Below are 18,942 nucleotides of genomic sequence, written 5' to 3'. Positions count from 1 at the left end.
CCGCATCCTTTGGTTTATCGCGTAAGAGTTGTTGATACAAACGCGATGATTTGCTTCGGCCAAGCATGTCGCTCAGTAGGTCAGCGTTATAAAAATCAGCATCGAACCGTCCCGGCATATGGTAGGCTTTATACAAACCATTGAGGGGCACCTTCGCCGATGTTTCCAGCTTACGGGCTTCGGTCTGAATTGGTTCTTTAGGAAGCTGCCGAATATAAGGATCACCAGCCGGAATAGGGGAAAACCATTTGGCACACAACTGCTTCACCTGCTCAACGGTTACATTGCCTGCTACAACCAGAATGGCGTTGTTGGGTAGGTAATATTTGAAGAAAAATGATTTAACATCGCCCATCGTAGCCTCTTCAATGTGGCTGATATCCTTCCCAATCGTTGCCCAGCGGTAGGGGTGTTGCTGGTAGGCCAACGGACGAAGTTTAAGCCAGATATCACCGTAAGGCTGGTTTAGGTAACGTTGCTTAAACTCTTCAATCACTACTTTTTGCTGCACGTCCAGCACCTGCGGATCGAACGAAAGACTCAGCATCCGATCCGATTCGAGCCAGAAAGCGGTTTCCAGATTGGCTGAGGGTAAGGTGATGTAGTAATTCGTAATATCTGGGCTGGTAAAGGCGTTGTTTTCGCCCCCCACTTTCTGCAGCGGCTCATCGTAACTCGGAATATTTCGTGACCCACCGAACATTAAGTGCTCAAATAGGTGTGCGAATCCCGTTTTGGCGGGGTCTTCGTCGCGTGAGCCAACGTTATATAAAATATTGACGGCGGCTATCGGCGTAGATTCGTCTTCATGAACGAATACCCGCAGGCCATTATCTAAAACAAACTGTTCGTAATGAATCATTGGTAAGAATCTTTTGCGTAGAGCCCTTGTTAGATAATACGCATCAAACAAAAGTACGGTTCCGGCTGTATAGAATCAAACGGCGTTATTTCGACTAATACTTTGTCCATTCTGAAAAATACTTTACTGAGCGTATTTCTGCTCTGTTTACCGGTGCTCGCTCCAGCGCAGGTCATGAGTGATCCAGCCGCTCAGCAAACCATTGTAAAAGCGCTTGATCACATTTATAATCTTGAGTTTGCGGATGCTGATGTATTGATTCGACAGCTTCAGGCCAAGTATCCGCAGCATCCGGTTGCCCCAATTTTACGGGCTACACAATTGGATATCCAAAACTTGCCGCTCGCTGAAAATAAAGTGGCCACGGTACAGTTTGAACAAGCCGTTGGGCAGGCATTACAATTGTCGAAACGGATGCTTGCCAAAAACGAAGAAGATCCGGAAGCTGTGTTTTTTATGCTCACTTGTCATAGCTATATGGCCGCATTGTACAACAATCAGGGCGAGTCGTTAAAGGCTGTTGGTGAATCGAAAAAGGCATACAATTACCTGCGGGATGGTATCAAGTTGACGGACAAGAATCCAGATTTCTACTTCACAACCGGGCTTTATAACTATTATGTCGAGCGCTATCCGGCCGACCATCCAATTGTTAAGCCCTTCATGTTTTTCTTTGCTGATGGCGATATTGCACTGGGAATCAAACAGATGGATATGGCAACCCGTAAAGCGGTATTTATGCGCCCGGTATCCAATTACTACCTGGCACATTTGCTGATGAAACACGAAACGAACCCAGCACGAGCCACGGTCTACATGAAATATCTGGTTGATAAATACCCCAACAACCCGTTATTTGCCATGACCTACGCTGAATCGCTACTGCTGTCGGGGCGGTATACCGAAGCACGCCCTTATGTTCAGCGGTTGAAGCAGATGCCTAATAAATTAGTGCCATTGGCCTTCCATACGTTCACCGGAATGCTGACCGAGTTGGCTGATAAAGATGACAAAGAAGCTGCTGAGTCCTATGAAATGGCACTCAAATTTCCATCGAATGATGCCTATACGAAGGAGTATCGCGCGTTTGCCTATGCAGGTTTAGCGCGTATAGCTGACCGGGCTAATAACCAGAATCAAGCCAAACTGTATTACAAAAAGGCACTGGCCGTAGGGGAGTACAAGTCGCTGATTCGGGAGGCAAAGGCGTATAAATAGTCAGAACTGGGATTTAACTGATTTTAGGATTTACTGGATTTCGTCTCAGACGAAAAAACAAAATCAGGCCAATCCTAAAATCAGTTAAATCCCGGTTCTGACTAATAATCCACTTCCAGATTCAACACCTTTCGTAACTCATGCAGGGCAGGGTTTTTCTCGGCCAGATAGTTGTATTTATCCTGCGAGCTGTAAATCATTTTCTTTACTTCCTGCACAACCACCTGATGCTCAAGCTTAATCTGACTATTCTGAAGTTCAGTGCGAAGGTAGCCCAGCAGGTCGGGCTTCAGTTCGGTTAGAAAATCGACTTGCAGGGTGTTGTCAAGCTTAAGATGAATCGTTGTGCCGTCCAGAATCAGATCGCGATTCAAGACAACCTGTTCGGTGGTAATATCGCTTTTCTCGCGCCGAAGTTTTGCAAAGGCTTGCCAGGCGGCCTGTAACTCATCGAAATCAAACGGTTTATCAGGGCGAGTCGATGCTACAACAATGGGTGCTGCATCGGTAGTAGCCTCGGGTTGAACCGGCCCCGTTGTTAAGGCAACTGTCGACCGTAATCGACTTCCGGCGGGCCTTGTTGGTGGGACTTGTTGTGGCCTGGGCGGTAAATCCGACTTGGCAACAGCAGGTTGTGGTGTGACTACGGCTGTTACCTGCGCATTTGTTGCCGCTGTTTGCTCGTTGGGTTTAGCCAATCCATTCATTACTGTGCCGTTACCGTTAGCAGGTACCGTGGAATGGTATCCATTCACAGGCTCACTTGTGATAGGATGACTTTCGATTAGTTGGCTGCTATCAGGCGAGGGCTTGGGATTGCCGATTGTCGGTCCAGCGTTTTTTTTTTCAGCCATCACCTGGCTTACTGTCGTCGTTTCTCCACTATGTATACCGTTGAGTGGTAGGTCTGGGAGGGCTTCCCAGTTGAGCAGGTTACGCAAATTGGCCAGTTTCATCAGCCACAATTCGGTGTGTAGTCGCTGGTCTTTAGCCTGCTTGTAGTTCATGTCGCACTGACCGCCAAGGCTAAGGGCTGAGAGTAAAAACGACATGGGCGCCCGAGCCGCCTGGTCGAGGTATTGCCGCCGAACGTTTTCGGTCACTTGCAGCAACTGAACCGTAGCCGCATCTTTACAAACCAGCAAATCCCGGAAGTGACGACACAAGCCAACGATAAACTGATGTCCGTCGAAACCCTTACGCAGAATCTCATCGACTGTCAGCAAGCTTTGGGGAAGATTACCTGCCAACAGTAAATCCGTCAGTTTGAAATAATAATCATAGTCCAGAATGTGGAGGTTATCCAGCACTTCCTTATACCGGATTATCCGGTCGGCCGCAAAGGTCACGTTCAAATCGAACATCGACAACGCATCACGCAACCCCCCGTCGGCTTTCTGAGCAATCAGGTCCAGGGCTTCCGTTTCGGCAGTAACACCTTCCTTTTCAGCAATTTGGGCGAGGTGATTGGCAATGTGCCCCGGCTGAATCCGATTAAAGTCGAAAATCTGGCAACGCGATAAAATTGTTGGTAGAATTTTATGCTTCTCCGTTGTGGCCAGAATAAAGATGGCATAGGAGGGGGGTTCTTCCAGCGTTTTCAGGAACGCATTGAACGCAGCCGACGAGAGCATGTGCACCTCGTCAATAATATAGATCTTGTATTTTCCCGATTGGGGTGGATAACGAACCTGATCAATCAGGTTGCGGATATCTTCAACGGAGTTGTTCGAAGCCGCATCCAGCTCATGAATATTAAACGATGCACTCTGATTAAAGCTCACACACGACTCACATTGGTCGCAGGCTTCTCCATCGGCAGTCAGGTTTTGACAATTGATTGTCTTGGCCAGAATCCGGGCACAGGTTGTTTTACCAACCCCGCGTGGTCCGCAAAACAGGAAGGCAGACGCTAAGTGATTGGTCTTGATTGCGTTTTTAAGTGTGGTAGTAATGTGTTCCTGACCCACGACAGTGTCGAAGGTAGCGGGACGGTACTTGCGGGCCGAGACCACGAAATTTTCCATACTGCAAGTTAGTACTGTCGGGGGTGAAAGGCAAAAGGTATTTCGTGAAATGGGTGGAGTGAGTGGAGTTGGTGAAGTAGGTGGAGTGAGTGCGGTAGGTAAAATAAGTTATGTGCTTATTATTGCTTTTTAGTTTACTTTTTTATTTCCTTACACTTCTCTTATGCTTCATGGAACGTGAAAATAGCAGCGGTTTTGAAGAATTGATTGTCTGGCAGGAAGCCCGAAAATTCAGACAGACTATTGATTTACTCGTAAAATCTTTCCCTGGTGATGAACGTTACCGGCTGGCAGACCAACTTATTAGAGCTAGTCGAAGTATTTCTGCCAATATAGCAGAAGGTTATGGCCGGTATCATTTTCAGTAAAATATTCAGTTTTGCCGTCAAGCCAGAGGCTCACTTACAGAATGTCTAGACCATCTTATTTGTGCGTGCGATGAGGGCTATATTACAGCCAACCAACTACAGGAGAAACGTACTCACTATCAGCAGGTAATGAAGTTACTCAATGGATATATCGCTTACCTGAAAGAACGCAAAAAAACAGCATAGCCTTCACCAACTACACTTATTTCACTACCTCACTTATTAAACTTACTTCACCAACTTCACTCACTCCACTAAATTTCCTTCCCACAATGCGGACATACTTTGCGACGGGGTATTTTGTGATCACGAATATGCTCGTTGAAGCCGGATACCAGAATACCGGTTGGTAAGGCGAACACGCCAATACCGACTATGGCCGTAATCCCGCCCAGCAGTTTTCCTAAAGGTGTGATGGGATGAATATCGCCATAGCCAACGGTTGTCATGGCCGTAACTCCCCACCACATGGTTGCCGGAATGCTGGAAAATTTATCAGGTTGGGCCGCATGTTCAACATAATACATTACACTCGATACGATAATGAGCATGAAAATTACCAGCATAATACTGAGTACCAGTTCTTCTTTCTTTTCGGCAACTACATTCTGAATCAGGCGAAAGGCATGTGAGTAACGTGAAATACGAAAGAGTCGGAAAATTCGGAACAGTCGTAGAATCCGAACAATAGCCAGATCGGTAGCAAATAGTGAGAAGTAGAATGGGAAAATGGCCAGAATGTCAATAATGGCGCTGGTTGAGACAATGTAACGAAGGCGCCCCCAGAACCAGTGGTGGTATTTTTCATTCTCCACACTAACCCAAACACGTAATAAGTATTCAATGGTAAAGAAACCCACCGAAAACAGTTCGAAGTCAGTAAACAGGCGCGAAAATTGCTGGTTATAGTCCGGCACCGTATGGAGAACAATAGCGATCGCGTTCAGCGTAATGATCGTAATCAGTACCAGATTAAACGCCAGACTGACTCCCCGACGTTTACCTGCCGAAGTTTCGAGAATACGATAGAGTGATTTGCGGAGCATGATAGAAATAGAAACGGTCGGTAGAGATGCAAGCTACTCACCAAAATCTGAACTTGCCATTGATCCGTTTATAAAGAGAATCAGTTAGGCTTTTCGGGTTTATTACTGGTAGCTTTATTCCCGTTAAAAAAAATAGTTCCATTAAAAGCTATCATCTGCCAGTTCTAAAAACTACCTGGTACTTGTGAATGCCTGATTGTGAACGATGTAGCAATAGTGGGTTTAATGATTACCTTGTAGGTTTTAGCCGTTGACGAACTATCCTGAAAAAAAACCGTTATGATATTGCAAGACCCGGATAATCTCTCTAACATTGTTCGCGTTTTCGCACAAGAACCAATGGCAAAGCTCGTTTATATACCGACTTTCTTCCATACTACGCCATTTCGGTTTAGGTCCGAAAGGACTATACTATCTCGTTTGCCTATGCGGTAAGCACTTTCTACCCTTTTTCTTGTTCTATTTTTCACAACAAACCAGCTACCAGCTCGGATTACGCTGTCTCCGTTTTCGCGGCTTTACAACCGCTCAATAAACGACAATGATCACCCCAGAAATAGTTAACGATCAATACATCATTCAGGTGGCCAATGAAAACCACCTGCGGTTGGCCGAGACCATCTGCCACGAAATGGAAGAGAGCGCAAAAGCCCGGGGAACCGGTATTGCTAAACGTTCCCCCATTTATGTGATGGAGAAAATGCTCGAAGGAAAGGCTATTATTGCCATGACCCTTACGGGTGAGTGGGTAGGCTTTTGCTACATAGAGACTTGGGAGCACGGTAAATTTGTGGCCAACTCTGGCCTGATTGTCCATCCCGATTATCGGAAGAGCGGTATTGCCACACGCATCAAAGCCAAGGCTTTTGAACTGTCGCGGGCTATGTTCCCAACGGCTAAGATCATTGGCATTACAACCAGTCTGGCGGTGATGAAGATCAACTCCGATTTGGGTTATCAACCTGTTACGCTGAGTGAGCTTCCGGGTGATGACTCCTTCTGGAAAGGTTGCCAGACCTGCGCCAACTTCGATATTCTGACCCGAACGAATCGGAAGCACTGTCTCTGCACAGGGATGCTATACGATCCGGAAGAGCATAAGAAAGAAGAGAAAGATGAGAAATGGAATTTTCTCAAAGAATCGAAATTATATGAACGTTGGATGCGTATTAAAAAACGCATTCTGCTCCGTATCCAACCAGCCGACCGTTCGCGTTCCCGAAAAGGTGATCGTGAATTGGAAATTGCCTGATAACTACACAACAGTAAAACAAGAAAAGTCCGGAAGCAGCTTCCGGACTTTTCTTGTTTTACTACCTCTGTGATTTGACTGTATTTCTAAAAGCAGCCTGTAGGCTTATCACACGTTTTCATTTTTAGTCTGTCGCATCCAAGTACTTACTAATTTTCTTAACATTAAATTAACATTGAAGTGGGAAATAATATTTTGCAAACTGGCTATAGAAATATAGTTAGAGATATATTATACTTTAAAATTAATAAAATTCAAAATATGACAGCCGTTTTTATGCTATTTTGTAAAATAGACTGACTCCCAGTAAGTTAGGATAATGGATGTAAATGGTAATGTTTAGTTAATATTGACATAATATTTGCTTAATATTAACTAGCGAAAGCTCCTTGAGGATTTGAGACAAGGGGCGACCTTGTTTAATCATTTAATCCGTTTGAAGTCATGAAAAAGAAATTTACTCTTCTCATGCTGGTAGGCTTCCTGGCAACGCAAGCCTCCGCTGCGCCCATTACTACACACAAACCGAAAGAGGTTAAGGCTACATTGGAGCAGCAGTTAGCGAAACATATATCTTACCCAGATGTTCTCAAATCAACCCAACAGGCGGGTATTGTGGTCATTCAGTTTCGGGTGAATTCTGACAGTAAACTTTGCCAGTTGGAGGTATTTAGCCAGAATGAGAAATTGAATAACGAATTACTACGCCAGTTAACCGGTATTAAATTGACAGGTTATGCTACTGATTTGAGCGAATATGCTGCTCAGGTACATACCGTTCGATTACGCTTCAAGCCTCAATAAAGCGAAACATAGACAGAATAAGCAGTCAGAAGTTGCCAGACCGATTCATCTTGTCTGGCAACTTCTGACTTTTTTGTGACTTAACTTTTTCGACTAACGGCTGGTTAGCCCTTTTAAAAAAACTACTTACTGTATGTCTGAACCACTCTCGCTGGTCTGGCTCCGGCGCGATTTGCGTCTGCACGACAATGCCGCACTTTATTACGCATTTAAACGTGGTCGCCCTGTCATCCCCGTTTTTATTTTCGACCGTACGATTCTTGATGATCTTGACGACCGCCAAGACCGGCGGGTGGAGTTTTTGGTTCAGGAAGTAAACCGTCTGCATGAAGAACTAGCCAAAATGGGGTCAACCTTGCTGGTTCGGTACGGTAAGCCGATTGATGTATGGAAAGAATTATTGACCCAATACCGTGTAAGCGATGTATTTGCCAATCACGATTACGAAGTATATGCCAAGGAGCGCGATAAAGCAATTGGCGACTTGCTGACGGAGCAAGGCATCGGGTTTCATACGAGTAAAGACCAAACTATTTTTGAGCGTGATGAGGTGCTGACCGGCAAAAAAACGCCCTATACGGTTTTTACGCCCTATAGTCGAAAATGGAACGATAAACTGACGGATTTTTATCTGAAAGCCTATCCAACCGAGAACTATTTTAGCCAATTCTGGAAAACCAAACCCGAGAAAGTTCCTACACTCGCCGAAATGGATTTTCAGCCGGTTGGTGAGCCATTTCCAGCACGGACAGTATCGGATAAGCTACTTGATAACTATAACGAAACCCGCGATTTTCCTGCATTACCACACGGGACAAGTCAACTGGGAATGCATTTGCGATTTGGTACAGTCAGCATTCGAGAGCTGGCCCGTCAGGCAAGAGAGGCTGAAGACAAAACGTTTTTAAACGAACTCTGCTGGCGGGATTTTTACTTTCAGGTACTCGACCATTTTCCGCACGTTGAAAAGTATTCGTTCCGGCGTGAGTATGACCAGATTGACTGGCGAAACAATGAAGATGAGTTCGAGAAGTGGTGTAATGGCGAAACAGGCTATCCCATTGTAGATGCCGGTATGCGCCAACTGAATACGATCGGATGGATGCACAACCGGGTTCGAATGATTACGGCCAGTTTTCTGTGCAAACACTTGCTTATTGACTGGCGATGGGGTGAAGCCTATTTCGGTAAAAAACTGCGGGATTATGATCTGTCGGCCAATAATGGTGGCTGGCAGTGGGCGGCTGGTTCGGGCACCGATGCCGCACCCTATTTTCGCGTATTCAACCCAGAACGCCAGGCACAGAAATTCGATCCCAAGTCAGTTTATATTCGCCAGTGGGTGCCCGAAGTAGATGGACCAAACTACCCGAAACCCATTGTTGAGCATACTATGGCTCGGCAGCGCGCCATAGATACCTATCGGAAAGCATTGGCTAAGAGCAAGTAGGCTAATTAAAAATTAGTTAATTGATAGTGGAGCATATAGTCCAAAATGGCAACCTTTTTGTAGCTTACGGTTCTTTTTGTAGACTATTCCACTACTCGACCTTATGAATTTGCGGTTATCTCTTCTTTGTTTCTTCTGTTTGCTTGCGTTTCGTTCATCAGTAGTGGCCCAACAACGGCTTCGCCTGACTGTGATCGTACGCGACGGTGTTACTAAAAAACCTATCCCCGGTGCTAGTTTGCTCGTTGCCGAAACAAAAGCTGGGGCACGGGCCGACAGTGCGGGTGTCATTGCACTGGCTCATCCACCGGGGGCACTCACTATTTATGTGTCGGCGGTGGGCTATTTTCGGGGTCGAGAAACGGTTGTGCTGGATTTCAATAAACGAGTCGACTATTTTCTGCAACCCCGCTCCACCGATCTGGAAGAGGTAGATGTACGGGCTACTCGTAAAGACAAAAATATTAAAGACGTGCAGATGGGGCAGATCCAGATCAGCATGCCTGAACTGAAACGGATGCCAGTTGTACTGGGCGAGCCTGATATCCTGAAAGCCCTTACGCTCCAATCTGGAGTAACAACGGCAGGTGAAGGAGCCGGTGGTTTTAATGTCCGGGGTGGGCGTGCCGACCAGAATCTGGTGCTGGTAGACGGTGCTCCACTGTTTAATACCTCGCACTTACTCGGTTTTTACACGAATATCAATCCCGATATGGTGCAGGATGTTAGCCTGAATAAAGGGGCGTTTTCGGCGCAATATGGCGGGCGAGTATCGTCATTACTGTTGATGAGTACCCGTAATGGGAACAAGGATGGCTGGCGCGTATCGGGTGGATTAAGTCCGGTAAGTGCACGGGCTGTAGTGGATGGGCCAATTACCAAAAAACTGACATTGCTGGCCGGGGGACGTATCGCTTTTCCTAATTATCTGCTCCAATTGTTTCCATCGGGAAGTGTGAAAAATAGTCGGGCGTTCTTCTATGATGGTAACATTAAACTAACCTATACTCCCGACGAACGGAATACCATCTCGCTATCGGCTTACCGAAGTCAGGATAATTTCCGGTTTCCGGGCGATACGCTTTATGGCTGGCATTCGAATGTACTGACGGGCCGCTGGAGTTACCTCATCCGACCGAATGTGCAATTCAACCTGGCAGCGCTTTATAGCGGCTACTTCCTTAATGTAGATGGGGTCGCACCTAATCTGAACTTCCGTTTTACGTCGCACATTGAGCAGAAGGAAGGCAAGGCTGATGTGTTTTATACCCTGAACAAGTCGTTTAAAGTTCAGGTTGGTACGAATGCAATTTTGTATGGTATTCAAACGGGTGATATTCGGCCAACGAACGAAAATTCCAGTATTAACGCCAGACAAATTAATCCAGAACGGGGCCGGGAACTAGGTGTATATATAAACACCGAATGGGAAATTATGCCCACTGTTACGTTGATGGCAGGTTTACGCTATTCGGCCTTTGCTTCGCTGGGGCCACAAACCGTTTATGGCTATTCGGAAGGTCTGCCACCCTCACCCGAAACGGTTGTTGATTCGGTACAATACGGTAGCGGGAAAGTGGCACAGGCGTATGGGGGTTTTGAGCCGAGGTTAGCTTTGCGCGTGCAGGTCGCTAAAAACACGGCTATTAAAGCCAGTGCCGGTCGAACGCGACAGTATGTGAACCTTATTTCGAACACAACGGCTATTACGCCCCTTGATTTCTGGACATTGAGTAACCGATACCTGCCGCCCCAGATTGCCGACCAGATCTCTGTAGGATTGTTTCAGAATGTACAGGATAATGCCATCGAGCTAAGTGTAGAAGGTTATTACAAACGCCTTCAGAACCAGATCGACTATCGCTACGGCGCTAACCTGATTTTGAATCCAAAGCTTGAAACGGCGCTACTACGAGCAGCCGGACGGGCTTACGGAGTTGAATTTGGCATAAGCAAAAATACCGGACGGCTTACCGGACAAGTTAACTACACCTATGCCCGCTCGCTGATTGCCGTACAAACGCCTTACAATGAGCTTCGGATCAATGGTGGGGATTATTACCCATCCTATATTGACCGGCCACATACGCTTAATATGCAGGCTCGCTGGTCTATGTCGCACAACTGGACCTTCTCTACAAATTTTGTGTATTATACGGGTGTGCCAGCTACCTACCCCGATGGGCAGTACACCTATAACGGCCAGCCAGTTCAGGACTATTCGCGCCGGAATGCCGACCGCATTCCTGACTATCATCGGCTGGATGTTGCGTTCTCGAAAGATACCCGCTTTAATAAAGCGCAAAAACGGTATGGTATCTGGACCTTGGGTATCTATAATCTATACGCCCACAAAAATCCCTATTCCATCTATTTCACCCGGTATAACCAGCGGACAGAGTCGTATCGGTTGTCGGTATTCGGTACCATGATTCCATCTATTGCCTACAATTTCTATTTCTAGTATGCGCCAACTTATCAGCTATATCCTCATTCTGACCGTGTTGGTAGCCTGCATTGACCAGGTGGACTTACCCATTCGAACCGAAGAGCCACGTTTGGTCGTAGAGGGGCAAATTACCAACGAAGCTCCTCCTTATACCATTCGGCTTACTTATACTGGAAAGTACAGTGGCGCAGGCGCACAAAACGTGAACGATCAATATGTAAAAGAAGCGCAGGTTACCGTTTCTGACGACCAGGGCCGTTCAACGCGCTTTATATCAAGAGGATTAGGCGTGTACCAGACTACAGATTCAACCTTCCGGGGGCAGGTTGGCCGTTCATATAGCCTAAGCGTGGTACTTGCCGATGGCAAACGGTACACAACCAAACCCGAACGAATGCCTGCTGTTCCCGTAATCGATAGTATTTCGGCAACCTTGATTAAAACAAATAATTTGTCGATCCCTTACGCTTTTTCATATGGCGTGAATACGAACGATCCTGCTAATGAAGCAAATTATTATCGTTGGTCTGCGTATGGTTATACAACCCGTTTATCGGTAGGGGTACCCTGTAGTCTGGGTAATCCAAGTAAATGCAACTACCGCTGCTGGACAACGGTATCGAATGATGTGGTCAATGTATTTAGCGATGAGGCTATCAATGGCAATCCCCTCCGAGGGCGATTTGTTTTACAAGTGCCCATTTATGCCATTGGTCCCCAACTGGTGGAGGTGCAGCAGTATGCCATTACCCAGAGCAATTACCAGTTCTGGAAACTCTACCAGCAACAAAACGCCCGAACAGGTAGTATTTTTGATCCGCTCCCGGCCCCCGTTACAGGAAATGTAGTCAATACCAGCGACCCGACCGATGCGGCACGAGGGTATTTTGCCGTAACGTCGGTAACCCGGCGTCGGTATCGGCAGCAGAATTTTCCGAATGTTGTGTTTTATCAGGCTTTAGTCGGCTTCATCAGCAGTCAGATCATACCCGATGGCGATTGCCGGAATACGTATGGTAACGTACCTATAATTGAGCCGGAAGGCTGGTGATGTCTGACCGCCCGGGCGGTCAGATTACAGTTTCCATTGCACGATCCAGCCGGGTTTTGCAACCTTGGGGCGGGGAACGCCCGCCAAACCCGTTGCTGGATTCATAGCCTGCAAGGTGAGTGAAATCGTCGTATTTTCCTGAGAAGAAACTGCTTTGGTAGCCCGTAGAAACAGATTGCCACGTGTATCAACATCATCGACAATGGCATAGAGCATATCGCCTGTTTTGAGTGCATCATCGCCAATCTGAACATCTTCCGTCAGCGCAAATGCCCAACTTTGGCCCACTTTAGGAAGACCGGCCCGTACTAACCGGGTGGCTACATCGCCAACAAAGACAGGTAGGGAAGCAGGCTTGGTTTTGAGTAGCTCTGTTAACATGCTGTCCATAACCATCGCTTCATTTTTAACGGGTGTGTCTGATCCCAGAAAGGATTCAATGGGGATGCCTTCTGGTTCGGGTTCATCATCCTGGAGCCAACCCATGCGACGAGCCTGTTCGCGTTCACGTTCGTACAGATTACCTGACGATGCTGATGCCAGCATGATACCTATTGACCCAACTCCGTAAGTTGGATTCGTAAACAATTCTTTCATGGCCAGAATCCGGTAAAGGTAGTAACCCGTTTCTGGATTCATGGTCATCGAATAATAGTCCCGATTACCTGATTTTGTGATTTTACGCTGGACCATCCCTACGCCCCCGTTATAGGCAGCTGCTACGAGCGTCCAGGATCCCAGCTTGCGATAAAGAAATTTCAAATATTTACAAGCGGCTTCAGTCGATTTAAGGAGGTCGGTGCGCTCGTCGCTGCCGGGCGTGATGGAAAGCCCCATGTCCTGAGCGGTATCATCCATGAATTGCCAGTATCCAATGGCACCCGCCGATGATACGGCGTTCGACTGCCAGGCGCTTTCAATGAGTGGTAGGTATTTGAAATCGTTTGGGATATTGTACTTATGAAGAATTGGCTCAATAACCGCAAAAAATGGAGCTGAACGCGCCTTTAATCCATTTAGGTGGCGTATGTAGCCTGAACTACCAGCTAGCGCAAACGCCAGTTTTGCCGAAACATCTCCCTGCTCTGTTGGTACCACCTCACCACAAAAGTGTAACCGTTGGGGCTCATTTACTGAGCGAGGCTGGGCTATCGCTTTACGATTCGACTTGACTTTTAACGAAGCCGCCTTTTTTTGTGCCAGAAGAGGAGAGCTAAACGATAAAACGCTCAGAAGCAAAAGGATAACGCATCTCGTAAGTACTGTCAAAATAAAGAGCTGTTGGTTAGACCCATAGACAACGAATCGTATTCAGGGTTTAGTTCAGTTGGCAAAGTAGTGGAGTGAGTGGAGTAAGTGAAAGGAGTGAAGTGGTGGAGTAGGTGAAATAGATTAACCAGCGATCTACTTACTACACCTATTTCACTCATTTCACCCACTTTACAATGTTTTCCAGGTCAGAATCCAGCCTGCCTTTATCTGATCCACATCGGGGAGTTTAATGCCAATACGGCCCGTGGAGGCATCAATGGCCGATAGATTCATAGTATAGGTGTGTTTTTCACTCGCCGAATAGAGCCGATCTGCGCGCAGATAGATCTTATCCGTTTTTTTGTCAACGTCTTCCACAATGGCATACAAAACATCACCTTCTTCCACTTCTTTGCCGTCGGCCATCCCATCGCGGGTGAGGTGAAATACCCAGACCTGGCCTCGTTCGACACCCGCTGATTCCACCAGTCGCGCTTTAATACCTCCCCGAAACACATCAGCTGCATTGGGGAGGGGTATATCAAGCGTTCGCCCGGCGGTTGGCTGTGCTGTTTCAGTAGAAGGTGCATTAACCGCTACTTTGGTGGCCTCGTTCATGATCACTTCTGGCAAAAGCACCTCATCTTTATCCGGTTCAGCACCGGGCGTGAGTGGCTCACTTAAGTAGGCCATCATCCGCTCAGGAATAAACCCCTGATAGGATCGATAGTTAGAAAATAATTCTTTGAATGCCAGAATTCGGTACAGATACTTTCCTGTTTCGGCGTTCAGGCGTAGGTAATAATAGTCGCGTTGCTGTTGTCGGCGGATATTGCCCAGTAAGGCACCAATGCCATTGTTGTAAGCTGCAGCGGCCAGTGTCCAGGAGCCCAGTCGATTATACAGATAGTTCAGATAGCGGCAGGCTGCATTGGTTGATTTGACCAGGTTCTGCCGTTCATCGTAGCCAGGCCGGATGCTTAACCCTAGCTCACGCGCTGTGGCTGGCATAAACTGCCAATAGCCTACCGCTCCCTTAGGTGATACTGCCAGACCTGTCAACGCACTCTCGACCAAGGGTAAATATTTGAAGTCGAGCGGAATACCGTGCCGGGCCAGAATCGGTTCGATAATAGGAAAAAATACAGACGCCCGCTGCCGAATACGATAAAATATCCGATTTTGGTTTGTGTTCTGGGCTAAGGCAGATACTAATCGTCGGGCAACTGCTTCTTCGTGTAAGGGAACCGATTCCCCACAGAAATAAACAGGCGGCAATAGTCTGGTCAGTCCGGGATCGGCAACTAAAGCAGTAGCAGTGTGGATAGGCAATGATCTGTCTGCTGGTTTGTGTAGCAAACCGGCGAGATCAGAAACACTTGCCACCATCAAGCCAGTTGCCAGAGAAAGTGAGGCCAACAAGTTCATTAAACGGCAAGTTCAAGTTTTATGGGCTATATTTTTTTAGACTTTCACTTTAGTCTACAGTAACGCTATAGTGTTGCTTTATTTATTATAAGGTAGTAAACAGGAAAGCCGCTCTTATCAAGCGGCTTTCCTGTTTAAACGAATGTAGCGTTTTCGGATTCTGTTGGGTTTGCTGATTCTATTGTGTTGATAAACAGTGCCTATGCCCCAAAAGAATCCACAGAATGAAGATTGGTAACGAGAGCTTTATAACCAGTCCCAAAAGTGTAGAGGACGAATGCCTTCTCCTTTTTTCCACTGCAAAAACCTTGGCCGCCGGAACCGGAGCACCATTAGTCCCATCATTAATTTCTTGATTGGTAAATGTTGACCTTGCTGTTCTAAATCGGCAGCCGGGGTGTTAAGCGCTTTTTTGGCTAAAGCTGCACTAGCAATTAATTGGTCGGTATCCGAGGGGGCTTTGGTTAAGGTTGTATTTGGACGTGGCCCCCACATTGGATCGGTAAAATCTTCGTCAACCAGTTCGATAGTAGGCGAATCCTTGATTTTTTTCGGGAGAGCCAGCGGCTTATGCCAACTAGGCAATGGCTTTGTCAACTCAGCAATGGTTGAACCACTTAATAAGAGAGCGTATTGGCGCGGGTTCGTCAGTAGTTCTTTGAACGCCAGAATGCGGAACAGGTAGTGACTTGTTTCGCGGTGTAGCCGCAGCCGATAATAACTGGTTTGGCCCTGCTGCTCCATTTTGTTCATCACATGCGTGATACCACCATTATAAGCTGCAGCCACTAGTGTCCAGGAGCCTAATTCCCGATAGAGTTGGTGCAAATGCCGACAAACCGCTACCGTTGCTTTTTCCAGATTCAGGCGTTCATCTACTTTCCCGTTTACTTTCAGACCTAACTCGCGGGCAGTACCCGGCATAATCTGCCAGTAACCGGCGGCTCCCCGATACGATACACTCCGGTTGTCCAACGCACTTTCGGCAAGCGGCATGAATCGAAAGTCGCGCGGAATTTTGTATTTACGGAGAATAGGGTCAATGACCGGGAAAAACTCAGAGGCACGGGAACGAAGATCAAACAGGAACTCTTCCTGTGCTCCATAGGTGCGTAATGTTTGTGCCCAACGGCGCGACACTTTAGGTTCGTTAACGGGTACTTCTTCTCCGCAGAAGTAAATTGGGAACAGTCGTTTGGTTGAATCGACGACTAATAATTGAGGATTGTTGAGGCCGTTTGAGGGAAGAATTCGGCTCGTGTCGGGGCTGAAAATGGAGATCGGATGCGTTGTTGGCACGACACCCGGCCCCGATTTTACGGCGGCCATGAGCAGTGAAAAACTTACTTCTTTTATCAAAATTACATTAGTTGTTGTGATACATATAGACAACAAAACCCGCACTTGACTGACGGGCCTGTTTTCCACTAGAATACGAACTTAACTGATTCTCTGCTATATACCAACTATTTCCCTAAGAATTATCCAACGGTCCAAGCAAAAAATGGATTTTATCTTTAAAGAAGCCCTGCCACAAGCGTTAATTTGCCATAGTCATAGCGGCCACCTAAATGCTCGAAAACAGGCTTTAAACGCCCTTCTTCGATACCTACAGCCGCAATGGCTTTTTCAATTTCGCGCCGTTCGGTAGGGTCAATAAGTGAGACTAAATCAATATCGTATCCCGATTTGGAAAGCTGCACTAAATGGCTCGCAACAGAGCCGGTTGTGAGCTGGCGCTCGGCCGCAATCTGCTCCATGGTAAGGCCATTATTGTACAGATCAAGGGTTACTAATTGGGTCGATCCTTTTGGCTTTTCGCCAGCCTGCACCCGACCGCGAACATAACCGAGAATCTCGTCCAGAAACTGTTTCCCGAACAGTTGGAGTTTCCGTTCGCCCACCCCGCTCACATTCCGTAGTGCATCCGGGGTGATTGGCCGCTGGCGGGCCATGTCTTCGAGGGTCGTATCCGTAAAAATAACGTAGGCGGGTACGTTCTGTTCGTCGGCAAGTTGCTTGCGTAGTGTACGTAGCCGTTCGAACAGATCGTCGCGCTGGGTTTCGGTTTTGGTCTTCGTTTTCTCGACCACCGGCTTTGGGGCATCATCAGGCCGAACGAGGTCAATTTTGCGCGTTCCCCGCAATACCTGATCGGCCAGGATGCCCCGGCGGAGGGCGTAATGTTGCTCGTAGGCAATTTCAATGACCCCAATGTTGATCAATTGATGGATATAATTTCGCCAGTCTTCAAATTTAAGATCGCGGCCAGCCCCGTATGTTTTTACCTGATCGTAGCCGCCTTGCAACACCTGCTGACTTCGGGAACCACGCAAAATGTCAATCAGCAGGTTCATTGGTACGCGCTCGCCTGTGCGAACCATCGCCGACAAGGCTTTCTGCGCCAGAATTGTACCATCGAAGGTGACACGCGGGTCTCGGCACACATCGCAGTTGCCGCAGGGTTCAGACAGTTCTTCGGAAAAATACGAGAGCAGGATTTGTCGGCGGCAGGTGTGGGCGTCTGCGTATTGCTGCATCCGTTCCAGTTTGGCCAGCTGTAGACCAAGATTAGCTGGACTGTTTTCGGCGAGCATCTCCTTATAGGTAGCCACATCGGCGAAACTATAGAACAGAACAGTTTGGGCCGCTGCACCATCGCGCCCTGCACGCCCAATTTCCTGGTAAAAGCTCTCGATGTTTTTGGGCATGTTGTAATGAATTACCCAGCGCACATTCGACTTGTCGATGCCCATCCCAAACGCAATGGTAGCGCACATAATGCGGACATCGTCGCGGAGGAAAGCTTCCTGCGTTTTCGACCGATCGTCGGGGTCCATTTTCGCGTGGTAGAAAGCCGCGCTAAACCCTTTCTCCTGCAACTTAGCCGCGAGGGATTCCGTCGATTTGCGACTCAGACAGTAAATAATACCCGATGTATCGGGTTTCTGTTGCAACAGCTTAATGATTTGCTGAATCCGATTCTGGCCGGGCAGCACCTGTAAACTCAGGTTTTTCCGATTAAACGAATCCACAAATACCGCTGGATCATGCATGCCGAGCCGGGTGGCAATATCGTGTCGGGTGAGTTTATCGGCAGTAGCGGTGAGGGCAATGGTCGGTACGGTCGGAAACTTCTCCTTCAGGATATGCAGTTGGGTATATTCCGGTCGGAAATCGTGTCCCCACGATGAAATGCAATGCGCTTCGTCGATCGCAAACAGCGAGACATTGACGCGCTCCAGAAAATGAAAAAATGACTCGGTTAGTAATTTTTCAGGAGAAACGTAGAGCAATTTGAGCTTGCCACTGATGCAATCGTCTTCAATATCGCGCTGTTCGCGGCTGGTTTGGGTACTGTTATAGAAAGCCGCCTGAATACCGTTCATGTGCAACGCACCCACCTGATCTTTCATGAGCGCAATCAGGGGCGAAACCACCACCGTCAGGCCGGGGAGTATCAAAGCAGGAATTTGGAAACAAACGGATTTTCCCCCCCCGGTTGGCATCAGGACTACTGTGTCGCGTCCACTCAGGATAGACTGAATAATGGCTTCCTGCATGGGACGAAACCGATCATAGCCATAATAACGCTTGAGGTAATCGGCAGGAGTTTGCGAACGGGGTGGATTTGTACTAATCATTGCGTCTTTCCGAGTAGCGTATATGCCGGACAAACAGGCGTAGATAAGACGAGCTAACTAGCTATTCGTGACTGGCTGTCAGCTACTATATT

General features: G+C 47.3%; 13 protein-coding genes and 1 pseudogene. 7 read left to right on the top strand and 7 right to left on the bottom strand.

Features of this window, described 5'->3' with window-relative positions:
* On the bottom strand, positions 1 to 862 hold an 862-nt coding region (locus tag ACYVGO_RS05080; RefSeq protein ID WP_460968035.1), incomplete at its 3' end, for a M16 family metallopeptidase.
* Between the two features lie 102 nt (positions 863 to 964).
* Here ACYVGO_RS05080 and ACYVGO_RS05075 point away from each other — a divergent pair.
* Positions 965 to 2,080, top strand: coding sequence for a tetratricopeptide repeat protein (locus ACYVGO_RS05075; RefSeq protein WP_460968033.1), 1,116 nt, complete (start codon positions 965 to 967; stop codon positions 2,078 to 2,080).
* Between the two features lie 101 nt (positions 2,081 to 2,181).
* On the opposite strand, the gene ACYVGO_RS05070 is transcribed toward ACYVGO_RS05075, so the two are convergent.
* The gene (locus ACYVGO_RS05070) at positions 2,182 to 4,107 is read right to left on the bottom strand and encodes a DNA polymerase III subunit gamma/tau (RefSeq protein ID WP_460968031.1); all 1,926 of its coding nucleotides are present in this window, start codon (positions 4,105 to 4,107) and stop codon (positions 2,182 to 2,184) included.
* A 110-nt stretch (positions 4,108 to 4,217) separates the two neighbouring features.
* Here ACYVGO_RS05070 and ACYVGO_RS05065 point away from each other — a divergent pair.
* A pseudogene (locus ACYVGO_RS05065) lies at positions 4,218 to 4,661 on the top strand (four helix bundle protein).
* A gap of 68 nt (positions 4,662 to 4,729) precedes the next feature.
* On the opposite strand, the gene ACYVGO_RS05060 reads toward ACYVGO_RS05065, so the two are convergent.
* Positions 4,730 to 5,521: an ion transporter gene (locus tag ACYVGO_RS05060; RefSeq protein ID WP_142775705.1), complete on the bottom strand. Its 792-nt coding sequence runs from the start codon at positions 5,519 to 5,521 to the stop codon at positions 4,730 to 4,732.
* Between the two features lie 541 nt (positions 5,522 to 6,062).
* Here ACYVGO_RS05060 and ACYVGO_RS05055 point away from each other — a divergent pair.
* The 5 genes from ACYVGO_RS05055 (at position 6,063) to ACYVGO_RS05035 (ending at position 12,527) form a co-directional block, all read left to right on the top strand.
* The gene (locus tag ACYVGO_RS05055) at positions 6,063 to 6,773 is read left to right on the top strand and encodes a GNAT family N-acetyltransferase (protein WP_142775704.1); all 711 of its coding nucleotides are present in this window, start codon (positions 6,063 to 6,065) and stop codon (positions 6,771 to 6,773) included.
* A gap of 444 nt (positions 6,774 to 7,217) precedes the next feature.
* Positions 7,218 to 7,577 (top strand): hypothetical protein, encoded by a 360-nt coding sequence (locus ACYVGO_RS05050; protein ID WP_142775703.1) that lies wholly within the window; start codon positions 7,218 to 7,220, stop codon positions 7,575 to 7,577.
* Positions 7,578 to 7,710: 133 nt separating this feature from the next.
* On the top strand, positions 7,711 to 9,027 hold the full coding sequence (locus ACYVGO_RS05045) for a cryptochrome/photolyase family protein (protein WP_460968028.1): 1,317 nt from the start codon (positions 7,711 to 7,713) through the stop codon (positions 9,025 to 9,027).
* 103 nt (positions 9,028 to 9,130) lie between these two features.
* Positions 9,131 to 11,491 (top strand): TonB-dependent receptor, encoded by a 2,361-nt coding sequence (locus ACYVGO_RS05040; RefSeq protein WP_460968026.1) that lies wholly within the window; start codon positions 9,131 to 9,133, stop codon positions 11,489 to 11,491.
* A gap of 1 nt (position 11,492) precedes the next feature.
* On the top strand, positions 11,493 to 12,527 hold the full coding sequence (locus ACYVGO_RS05035) for a DUF4249 domain-containing protein (RefSeq protein ID WP_460968024.1): 1,035 nt from the start codon (positions 11,493 to 11,495) through the stop codon (positions 12,525 to 12,527).
* 24 nt (positions 12,528 to 12,551) lie between these two features.
* On the opposite strand, the gene ACYVGO_RS05030 is transcribed toward ACYVGO_RS05035, so the two are convergent.
* The 4 genes from ACYVGO_RS05030 to recQ form a co-directional block, all read right to left on the bottom strand.
* Positions 12,552 to 13,766, bottom strand: a complete 1,215-nt coding sequence (locus tag ACYVGO_RS05030) for a lytic transglycosylase domain-containing protein (RefSeq protein WP_460968023.1) — start codon at positions 13,764 to 13,766, stop codon at positions 12,552 to 12,554.
* A gap of 201 nt (positions 13,767 to 13,967) precedes the next feature.
* Entirely contained in the window at positions 13,968 to 15,206 is a 1,239-nt protein-coding gene (locus ACYVGO_RS05025) for a lytic transglycosylase domain-containing protein (RefSeq protein WP_460968021.1), read from the bottom strand.
* A 246-nt stretch (positions 15,207 to 15,452) separates the two neighbouring features.
* Positions 15,453 to 16,535: a lytic transglycosylase domain-containing protein gene (locus tag ACYVGO_RS05020; RefSeq protein ID WP_142775698.1), complete on the bottom strand. Its 1,083-nt coding sequence runs from the start codon at positions 16,533 to 16,535 to the stop codon at positions 15,453 to 15,455.
* Positions 16,536 to 16,723: 188 nt separating this feature from the next.
* Positions 16,724 to 18,850 (bottom strand): DNA helicase RecQ, encoded by a 2,127-nt coding sequence (recQ, locus tag ACYVGO_RS05015; RefSeq protein ID WP_460968018.1) that lies wholly within the window; start codon positions 18,848 to 18,850, stop codon positions 16,724 to 16,726.
* Between the last annotated feature and the right edge of the window lie 92 nt (positions 18,851 to 18,942).

Source organism: Spirosoma migulaei, from assembly GCF_054776855.1.
Note: the sequence above shows the minus strand (reverse complement) of the source record. Positions and strands in the feature narration are given on the sequence as shown.

What these genes read in the sequence shown, in the direction of transcription:
- ACYVGO_RS05070 (WP_460968031.1), bottom strand. Translation starts at nt 4,107, where the DNA reads ATGGAAAATTTCGTGGTCTCGGCCCGCAAGTACCGTCCCGCTACCTTC.
- ACYVGO_RS05060 (WP_142775705.1), bottom strand. Translation starts at nt 5,521, where the DNA reads ATGCTCCGCAAATCACTCTATCGTATTCTCGAAACTTCGGCAGGTAAA.
- ACYVGO_RS05055 (WP_142775704.1), top strand. Translation starts at nt 6,063, where the DNA reads ATGATCACCCCAGAAATAGTTAACGATCAATACATCATTCAGGTGGCC.
- ACYVGO_RS05050 (WP_142775703.1), top strand. Translation starts at nt 7,218, where the DNA reads ATGAAAAAGAAATTTACTCTTCTCATGCTGGTAGGCTTCCTGGCAACG.
- ACYVGO_RS05045 (WP_460968028.1), top strand. Translation starts at nt 7,711, where the DNA reads ATGTCTGAACCACTCTCGCTGGTCTGGCTCCGGCGCGATTTGCGTCTG.
- ACYVGO_RS05040 (WP_460968026.1), top strand. Translation starts at nt 9,131, where the DNA reads ATGAATTTGCGGTTATCTCTTCTTTGTTTCTTCTGTTTGCTTGCGTTT.
- ACYVGO_RS05035 (WP_460968024.1), top strand. Translation starts at nt 11,493, where the DNA reads ATGCGCCAACTTATCAGCTATATCCTCATTCTGACCGTGTTGGTAGCC.
- ACYVGO_RS05025 (WP_460968021.1), bottom strand. Translation starts at nt 15,206, where the DNA reads ATGAACTTGTTGGCCTCACTTTCTCTGGCAACTGGCTTGATGGTGGCA.
- ACYVGO_RS05020 (WP_142775698.1), bottom strand. Translation starts at nt 16,535, where the DNA reads ATGGCCGCCGTAAAATCGGGGCCGGGTGTCGTGCCAACAACGCATCCG.
- recQ (WP_460968018.1), bottom strand. Translation starts at nt 18,850, where the DNA reads ATGATTAGTACAAATCCACCCCGTTCGCAAACTCCTGCCGATTACCTC.